At 51.8% G+C, this 8,751-nt stretch carries 7 protein-coding genes and 1 tRNA gene; all 8 read left to right on the plus strand.

Annotated elements, in window-relative coordinates:
* The first annotated feature begins 26 nt into the window (after positions 1 to 26).
* A complete protein-coding gene (gene tilS, locus ACTQ1O_RS07610; protein ID WP_441486756.1) occupies positions 27 to 1,649 on the plus strand; it encodes a tRNA lysidine(34) synthetase TilS in 1,623 nt (540 codons plus the stop codon).
* 175 nt (positions 1,650 to 1,824) lie between these two features.
* Positions 1,825 to 2,367 carry a hypoxanthine phosphoribosyltransferase gene (gene hpt, locus ACTQ1O_RS07615; protein ID WP_441486757.1) on the plus strand — a complete coding sequence of 181 codons (543 nt, stop codon included), beginning with the start codon at positions 1,825 to 1,827 and terminating at the stop codon, positions 2,365 to 2,367.
* Between the two features lie 119 nt (positions 2,368 to 2,486).
* Positions 2,487 to 4,349 (plus strand): ATP-dependent zinc metalloprotease FtsH, encoded by a 1,863-nt coding sequence (ftsH, locus tag ACTQ1O_RS07620; RefSeq protein ID WP_441486758.1) that lies wholly within the window; start codon positions 2,487 to 2,489, stop codon positions 4,347 to 4,349.
* A gap of 212 nt (positions 4,350 to 4,561) precedes the next feature.
* Entirely contained in the window at positions 4,562 to 6,706 is a 2,145-nt protein-coding gene (locus ACTQ1O_RS07625; RefSeq protein ID WP_441486759.1) for a glycoside hydrolase family 13 protein, read from the plus strand.
* A gap of 194 nt (positions 6,707 to 6,900) precedes the next feature.
* The gene (locus ACTQ1O_RS07630) at positions 6,901 to 7,257 is read left to right on the plus strand and encodes a DUF1304 domain-containing protein (protein WP_441486760.1); all 357 of its coding nucleotides are present in this window, start codon (positions 6,901 to 6,903) and stop codon (positions 7,255 to 7,257) included.
* Positions 7,258 to 7,530: 273 nt separating this feature from the next.
* Positions 7,531 to 7,616 (plus strand) — tRNA-Leu (locus ACTQ1O_RS07635).
* A 60-nt stretch (positions 7,617 to 7,676) separates the two neighbouring features.
* Positions 7,677 to 7,931, plus strand: a complete 255-nt coding sequence (locus tag ACTQ1O_RS07640; RefSeq protein WP_441486761.1) for a hypothetical protein — start codon at positions 7,677 to 7,679, stop codon at positions 7,929 to 7,931.
* A gap of 205 nt (positions 7,932 to 8,136) precedes the next feature.
* A partial coding sequence (locus ACTQ1O_RS07645) for an Hsp70 family protein (RefSeq protein WP_441486762.1) occupies positions 8,137 to 8,751 on the plus strand: 615 nt, incomplete at its 3' end.

Genomic DNA, 8,751 nt, shown 5'->3' on the forward strand with positions numbered 1-8,751 from the left:
AATGACGGCGGATCGGGAGTGAACAGATGGATCTGATAAGAGAGGCGGATGCTTATATCCGCAGATTCCATATGATCGATGAGGGAGATGTGGTGATTGCCGGTGTTTCCGGCGGTGCGGATTCCGTCTGTCTCCTTCTGGTTCTGGACGCTTTAAGGGAGAAGAGAAGTTTCCATCTGGCGGCTGTGCATGTGAATCACAACATCAGAGGCGCGGATGCGGATGCGGATGAGGAATATGTGAGAACGATCTGCCGTGAAAGAAAGATCCCTCTGTATGTATATTCTTTTCCGGTCACGGAAATCGCGAGGCGGGAAAAGAGGGGACTCGAGGAAACCGGGCGGCTTCTGCGACAGCAGGCGTTCCGGGATGCTGTGGGTAAGGCGGAGAGGCTATTCTTGTCGGAAGAGACAGGTGAGCGTGCAGATAATCCGAAACGAAGAAGGGTAACAGAAGTCCGCGGTCGCGGGGGTGCGGCAGAAGGAGTGAAGATCGCGCTGGCGCATCACGCAAATGATCTCGCGGAAACCGCACTTTTTCAGGCTGTTCGCGGAAGTTCTCTGGCAGGGCTCGCAGGCATCCGTCCGGTCAGCAGGATCGGTGGTGCATGGGAAGACGCGCGTAGGGAAGAACTGACGGTGATACATCCTCTCTTGTTTGTACGCAGATGGGAGATTGAGGAGTGGCTTCAGGAACAGAACATCTGCTGGCGGACCGACGCGACGAACCTGGATGAAGAATACAGCAGGAACTGTCTGAGACAACGGGTGATTCCGTATCTGGAAGAGCATCTGAATCCGGAGGCGGTGCGTCACATTCGCGAGCTGGCCGAGGATGCGGCAGAGGCGGATGAATACCTTCATGCGGAAGCGCGAAAGCGGGAATCCGGACTGGTGGAGGTGGGTTCGAACAGCGATGGCGGCGTCATTGTTTTTCTGAAGGACGCGGTGATGCAGGAAGCAGAGGTTATACAGCGCTATATTCTGATGGATGCTCTGGAGATGGTGTCCGGAAGAAAAAAGAACCTCGGGCGCGAACAGCTGCGGCAGCTCCGCGAGCTGTTCGGCATGTCTGTGGGAAAGGGAGCAGATCTTCCTTACGGCGTCCGCGCAGTTCGGCGATATGACGGAATCCGTCTTGTGCGCGGGGGCGCAGAGCTTTCCCATAAAAGCACGCGCCTTTCAGGCCCGGGTGCGGATTGTTCCTGTGAGAGCGCTGATCTTTCAGGCGCGGGCGCAGAGCTCGCGAAGAGCGCGGCTGTACCGGTGACGGGAGAAGGAACCTTTTTCTTCAGGGGATGGAAGTTTACCTGCAGGCGAATGCGGGGATACCCGGGAGCAGAGAAGAAAATACCGCTAAATCGGTATACGAAGTACTTCGACTATGATAAAATAGGGAACAATATCGTATTCCGAACGCGGTTTGCCGGAGACCGGATTGCTGTCACGGATACCGGGCAGACCAAGAAGCTGAAGGAATACTTTATAAATGAAAAAATTCCGCGGGATGAACGTGGAGAAATTCCTCTTCTGGCATCCGGCCAGCGGATTTTCTGGGTGGTCGGAGGAAGAATCAGCGGGGACTGCAGGATTACAGACAAAACAAAGAATATCCTGGAGATCACCGCGGAGGAGATGACATGCCAATGAGGAAGGTGGACGGACGAAGAAAAGTCCGGAAAGCAGACGATTGTCCGGAAAAAGCAAAAGGCAAATGGCTGTCCGGGAGGGCACGAGACGACTGTCCGGGAAAGGCATGAGACGGTTGTCCGGATAAAGCGGGAAATAGTGTGATAATGATAATTTTATATAGGAGGATTTTCGAATGAGCGAGAAGGTATCGGTTTTGATTCCGGAGGAGAAGGTACAGCAGAGAGTTGCCGAGCTGGGCGCGCAGATCAGCAGGGACTACGAGGGCAGGACAATCACCATGATCTGCGTCCTGAAGGGCGGAGTGGTATTCATGTGTGATCTGGCGAAGAAGATCACCGTCCCGGTGACCATGGACTTCATGTCGGTTTCCAGCTATGGCGGGGGAACCTCTTCCAGCGGGATTGTGAAGATTGTGAAGGATCTGGACCAGAGCATAGAGGGCAAGGATGTGCTGATTGTGGAGGACATTATTGATTCCGGAAGAACGCTGAGCTATCTCCTGCAGATTTTCAAGAAGAGAAAGCCGAACAGCATTCGTCTGTGCACGCTCCTCGACAAGCCGGAGCGGCGCGTCGTGCCGGATGTGAATGTGGAGTACTCCGGATTCCAGATTCCGGACAATTTTGTCGTCGGATTCGGACTTGATTACGATCAGAGGTACAGAAATCTTCCGTACATCGGTGTCATTTCTTTTGATGACGGGGACGCGCAGTAACTGACGCGGGCATCACGATAACGAAATTTTTTGCGGATGAAAAACCAGTATTTATGCGGGGGAATTGACGCGGGCATCTCGATAACGAGATAGTACGGCAGAGTAAGGAGCATAGAACTTTGAACAGAACGAACAACAGAAGAGGGATGGCGGTGTATCTGATCATCATGGCCGTGATCATCGCTTTTTTCCTGATTATACCGACTCTCATGCAGTCAAACCGCGCGGTCAGCGCATCGGCCTATGAGAAATATCTGAAGGACGGCGAGATCAGCCGTGCAGAGATCAGCCAGAACGCCGAGGTGCCCACGGGTAAGGTTTCGTTCACCCTGCGGGATGGAACGGAATATGTGGTGAATGTCACGGATGTCAACGATGCGATTCAGGAGCTGGAAGATCATGACATCAGTTATACGGTGTCTGACGTGTCCCGGTCCGGAGAATGGAGCACGATTCTCATTCCTTTTCTTCTGGGTGTTCTTCTGGTGGTTATCCTGGCGGGATTCCTCGCAAGATCCGCGGGAGGCGCGGGTAACGCCAACAGCCGGATGATGGATTTCGGCAAGAGCCATGCGTCGATGACAAACGGCAAGGAGAGCAAGGTCCGCTTTGCAGACGTAGCCGGGCTTGAGGAAGAGAAGGAGGATCTGGTGGAAATCGTGGATTTCCTCAAAAATCCCTCGAAATATACGAAAGTTGGAGCGCGGATTCCGAAGGGCGTCATCCTCGTGGGACCTCCCGGAACGGGCAAAACGCTGCTGGCGAAGGCGGTTGCCGGCGAAGCCGGTGTTCCGTTCTTCAGCATCTCGGGCTCGGATTTTGTGGAGATGTTTGTCGGCGTCGGAGCCTCCAGGGTAAGAGATCTTTTTTCCGAGGCAAAAAAGAACGCGCCGTGTATCGTTTTCATTGATGAGATCGACGCGGTCGGCAGACGCCGCGGAACCGGAATGGGCGGCGGACATGACGAGAGGGAGCAGACTCTCAACCAGCTTCTGGTCGAGATGGACGGATTCGGCGTCAACGAGGGAATTATCGTGATGGCTGCCACGAACCGTGTGGATATTCTCGATCCGGCCATTCTGCGTCCGGGACGTTTTGACCGGAAGGTTGTGGTAAGCCCGCCGGATATCAGAGGAAGAGAGGAGATCCTGAAGGTTCACGCGAAGAACAAGCCGCTCGGCGATGATATTGATCTGAAGCAGATCGCGCAGACGACAGCGGGATTCACCGGCGCAGATCTGGAGAATCTTTTGAACGAGGCGGCAATTCATGCCGCGCGCGACTCCAGGGCGTATGTCCGCCAGGAGGATATCAAGGATGCCTTCATCAAGGTCGGTATCGGCACAGAGAAGAAAAGCCGTGTGATTTCCGAGAAGGAGAAGAAAATCACTGCCTACCATGAGACCGGACATGCCATTCTGTTCCATGTTCTGGATTTGATGGAACCGGTATACACGATTTCCATCATTCCCACGGGGCCAGGCGCAGCAGGATATACCATGCCGCAGCCGGAGAACGATGAAATGTTCATGACTAAGGGCAAGATGATCCAGCAGATCATCGTGGATCTGGGCGGACGCGCGGCCGAGGAGATGGTATTTGACGATATCACGACCGGAGCATCCCAGGATATCAAGCAGGCGACGGCGACTGCAAGGGCCATGATCACAAAATACGGCATGTCTCCCAAGCTGGGTCTGGTAAACTATGACCAGGGCGACAGCAATGAAGTATTTATTGGAAGAGACTGGGGTCACACGAAGTCCTACAGTGAAAACGTTGCTGCTGCGATCGACGAGGAAGTCAAGGAAATCATCGAGAACTGCCACAGCAGAGCCCGCGAGATCATTGAGAAGCACAGATTTGTTCTGGATGAGTGCGCGAAACAGCTGATGGAAAAGGAAAAATTAAACCGCAAAGAATTTGAGGCTATTTTTGAAGAGGAAGCAAAAGCTGTGGCGGAGGGAGCTGCAGAATCATAATTGTGAATGATGCACAAAATTATATATTGAAATTTGTTAACTTTGTGCAGACTTTTGGAGGGCTCCGTGTTACTATAATAACCGTAAAAACCCCCCAATACATTATATAGTTTTTGCTACACCCCATAAGAGAAATACCTTCTCCAAAAAGGCAGCCTGAATAAGGCTGCCTTTTTACATATGAATAATGAAGAATGAAAGAGGAAATCGGCATGGATGATCTGGACAGAGAAATTGAATATGCGCTACGAATGCGGCCTCTTTTAAAGAAGAATGCGCTCTACAGTGATGAGACAGAGATGTTTCAGAAGCCGATGGAGCCGCAGCCTGGAGATCTGGTGACGATCCGGTTCCGGACGGCGAGAAATAACGCGGATGCGGTATATCTTCACCATGGCGACGCCAGAATGCGGATGCACTTTCAGGAGTGCCGCGACGGGTTTGATTTTTTCAGCATTCAGATCAAAATCCGGGACGAGGTTTTTTCGTATTATTTTGAGATCGTGGCAGGAAACAATACCTGTTTTTACTGTAAGCTCGGTGTGCAGAGAGAGGCGCCGTCGGATTATCTGTTCCGGATCATTCCGGGATTCCATACGCCGGACTGGGCGAAGGGATGCGTCATGTACCAGATTTATCCGGACCGGTTCCGGAACGGCGATGCCTCGAATGACGTTCTCACCGATGAATACAGCTATATCAACGAGCATGTACAGAAAATCGAGGACTGGAATCAGCCCCCGGCAGATATGGACGTGAGAAATTTCTATGGCGGAGATCTTCAGGGAATCATCGACAAGCTGGATTATCTGGAGAAGCTCGGCGTGGAGGCGATCTATCTGAATCCGGTATTTGTGTCCGCGTCCAATCACAAGTATGATACGCAGGATTATGATTATGTGGACCCGCATCTGGGGAAGATTGTCAGACAGTCGGGAGATCTTCTTGCGCCCGGGGACCATGACAACACACACGCGGGCCTCTATATCAGCCGTGTGACGGATCATGAGAACCTGGAAGCGGGGAACCAGCTGTTTGCCAGACTCATTGCAGAGGCGCACGCCAGGAACATTCGCGTGATCATCGACGGTGTCTTCAATCACTGTGGATCCTTCAATAAATGGATGGACCGGGAGAGAATCTACGAGGGCAGGCCGGGATTCGAGCCGGGTGCCTATATCTCGGAGGACAGCCCCTATCACGACTATTTTGATTTCCAGCGTGGCTCTGTCTGGCCGTATAATTCCCATTATGACGGATGGTGGGGTCATGATACGCTGCCGAAGCTGAATTATGAGGATTCCATCAGGCTGCAGGAGGACATCCTCCGGATTGCCGGTAAGTGGGTGTCGCCGCCGTTCAGCGCTGACGGATGGAGACTTGACGTGGCGGCTGATCTGGGGCATTCCTCGGAATTCAACCATCAGTTCTGGAAAAAATTCCGCCAGAAGGTCAAGGAGGCGAATCCGGATGCCATCATACTGGCGGAGCATTACGGGGATGCGGATTCCTGGCTGAAGGGTGATGAATGGGACACGGTCATGAACTACGATGCGTTCATGGAGCCGGTATCCTGGTTCCTCACCGGGATGGAAAAACACAGTGACTCATACCGGGAGGATCTCCTTGGCAACGCGGACAGCTTTGAGGACGCTATGCGTTATCACATGGCCTCTTTCACCATGCCGTCACTTCTGGTGGCAATGAATGAACTGGACAACCATGACCATTCCAGGTTTTTGACCAGGACCAATCACAAGGTCGGACGTGTGCAGAACCTCGGAACCAGGGCGGCGGAAGAAGACATCGATATTTCTGTGCTGCGAACCGCTGTCGTGATTCAGATGACCTGGCCGGGAGCGCCCACCGTGTATTATGGCGATGAGGCGGGTGTCTGCGGATTCACAGATCCGGATAATCGCCGGACCTATCCCTGGGGCAGGGAAAATGAGGACCTGATCCGTTTTTACCAGGGGATCATTGCGGTACACAGGAATCATTCAGCCCTGCGGACAGGATCGCTGAAGCTTCTGTACAAGGATTACAATGTTCTGGCATACGGAAGGTTCAACGAGGAGGAGCAGATCATTGTTCTGGTGAATAACCGGCAGGAGGATTATTATATGGAAGTCGTTGTGTGGCCGGCAGGGCTGAACCGGTATGCGCACAAGGACAGTTTGACGCGAATTTTCCGATGCGACAGGGACGGTTACTCCGGGGATACGGAAGAAGTACCTGTAGAAGCCGGGGTCCTCAAAACGACGATTCCTGCCTCCGGCGCGCTGGTGTTCGCACACAAAAGCGAGAATCCGGATGATGTCGCGATCTATGATCTGAAGAGAAAGGCACGCCGCTGAAGTCCCGGGCCGGGGCTTCAAAGCAAGGGGAACTGCATTTGTCACGGGCAGGTGCTTCAGAGCAAGGGAAACTGCATTTGTCCCGGTCTGGTGCTTCAAAGCAAGGGGAACTGAACTGCAGTTGCCCCGGGCTGGTGCTTCAGAGCAAGGGTAACTGTATCAGCGCCCGGGAATTGATGTGAGAAAGGATGACCATGAATATTGTAACAAAAATCTTATCGGTGCTGGTAGCGCTTGAATTTTTATACATCTTTTATCTGGAAACAATTGCGACAAGCTCAGAAAAGACTTCGAAAGTGTTCGGCATGACGACGGAGGAGCTTAAACAGAAAAATGTCTCGGTTCTGTTCAAGAACCAGGGCGTTTACAACGGCCTGATCGCCGTGCTGATCCTGCTGGCTGTTTTTGCGTTTGCCAGCAAGGCGGCTGTGATCTGCCTGATGGTCTATATTGTTGCGGTCGCGCTGTATGGAAGCGTGACGAGCAACCCGAAGATCATCCTGATGCAGGGAGGACTGGCAATCCTGACGCTGATCTCCTGCGTTTTCTGAGGTTGCAGGTTACATTCTTCAATAAGGGAGTGAGTGAAGCAATTATATCATGCGGTGATGTTCACCCCAACGATGTACGGCAGGGATTTTACAGTCCTGTTGCTCTTCGCAAACTTTTAACACCCAGTAATGCTCTGGCAAAGGTACTGTAAATCTTAGCCGTTTTAGTGGGCGTGAACAGAATTATAATGCGAAGTTATATAATGTGAAATCATTATATAACTTGCAATCTCATAAAAATTACTATATAATTTCTTGTGTTGTTTAACACAGGCTGGTGTGGCGGAATAGGTAGACGCAAGGGACTTAAAATCCCTCGGTGCTTACACACCGTGTCGGTTCGAGTCCGACCACCAGCATCATATAAATTCCCGGGAATCCTTTAAATATGAGGATATCCGGGAATTTTTCTTTTTTCATTGAAGCAGATTCAAAAGCTGGATTTTGATTATCTGCTCACAGGACATTCTCTGAGGCCGGTGCCGAGGGAAAGGCTGGAGGATTTTATAGGGGCTGCCATGAATCCGGATATTGGGCGGGCGAGGAAGCTGAGGCCGAATGAATTTGCGCCGGGGGTCACACCTCTGCGGTGTTTTGAGAAGAAAAATCCGGAGAAAAGCGGACATGGAAAAAATAAAGCCAGAATCGTGATCAGCAGAGACAAATTATTATAAGGGATATAAAATTTAAAAATTGAAAAATAAGAGTTGACATCCGGAAATTCCGTGGTACTATAAGGATTGTAAGCGTTAGCACTCGTACATGATGAGTGCTAACAAGCCACAAATAAGAATCAGACATCAGAAGAAATCCGCAGGAAACCGATCAGATGATTTTCCGTCGCGGAGGATGCTTCATCCGAAAAGGAGGAAATAGATTATGGGAAAAATCATTGGTATTGACCTTGGTACAACAAACAGCTGTGTAGCCGTTATGGAAGGTGGAAAACCCACCGTTATCGCGAACGCGGAAGGAAGCCGTACGACCCCGTCCGTTGTCGCGTTCACAAAGACAGGAGAACGTCTGGTAGGCGAGCCGGCAAAGCGTCAGGCAGTTACAAACGCGGATCACACGATTTCATCGATCAAGCGTCACATGGGCTCCGATTACAGAGTTACCATTGACGGCAAGAGCTATACTCCGCAGGAGATCTCCGCAATGATTTTGCAGAAGCTGAAGAGCGATGCGGAAGGCTATCTTGGAGAAAAGGTCACAGAGGCCGTCATCACCTGCCCGGCATATTTCAATGACGCACAGCGTCAGGCGACAAAGGACGCCGGCAAGATCGCCGGACTTGATGTAAAGCGTATCATCAACGAGCCGACAGCAGCGGCGCTGGCTTACGGCCTGGACAATGAGAAAGAGCAGAAGGTTATGGTATATGATCTCGGCGGCGGCACCTTCGATGTGTCCATCATCGAGATCGGCGACGGAGTCATCGAGGTACTGGCTACCGCCGGCAATAACCATCTGGGCGGCGACGACTTTGATAAG

The organism is Bilifractor sp. LCP21S3_A7 (assembly GCF_052118825.1).
Lineage (GTDB): Bacteria > Bacillota > Clostridia > Lachnospirales > Lachnospiraceae > Bilifractor.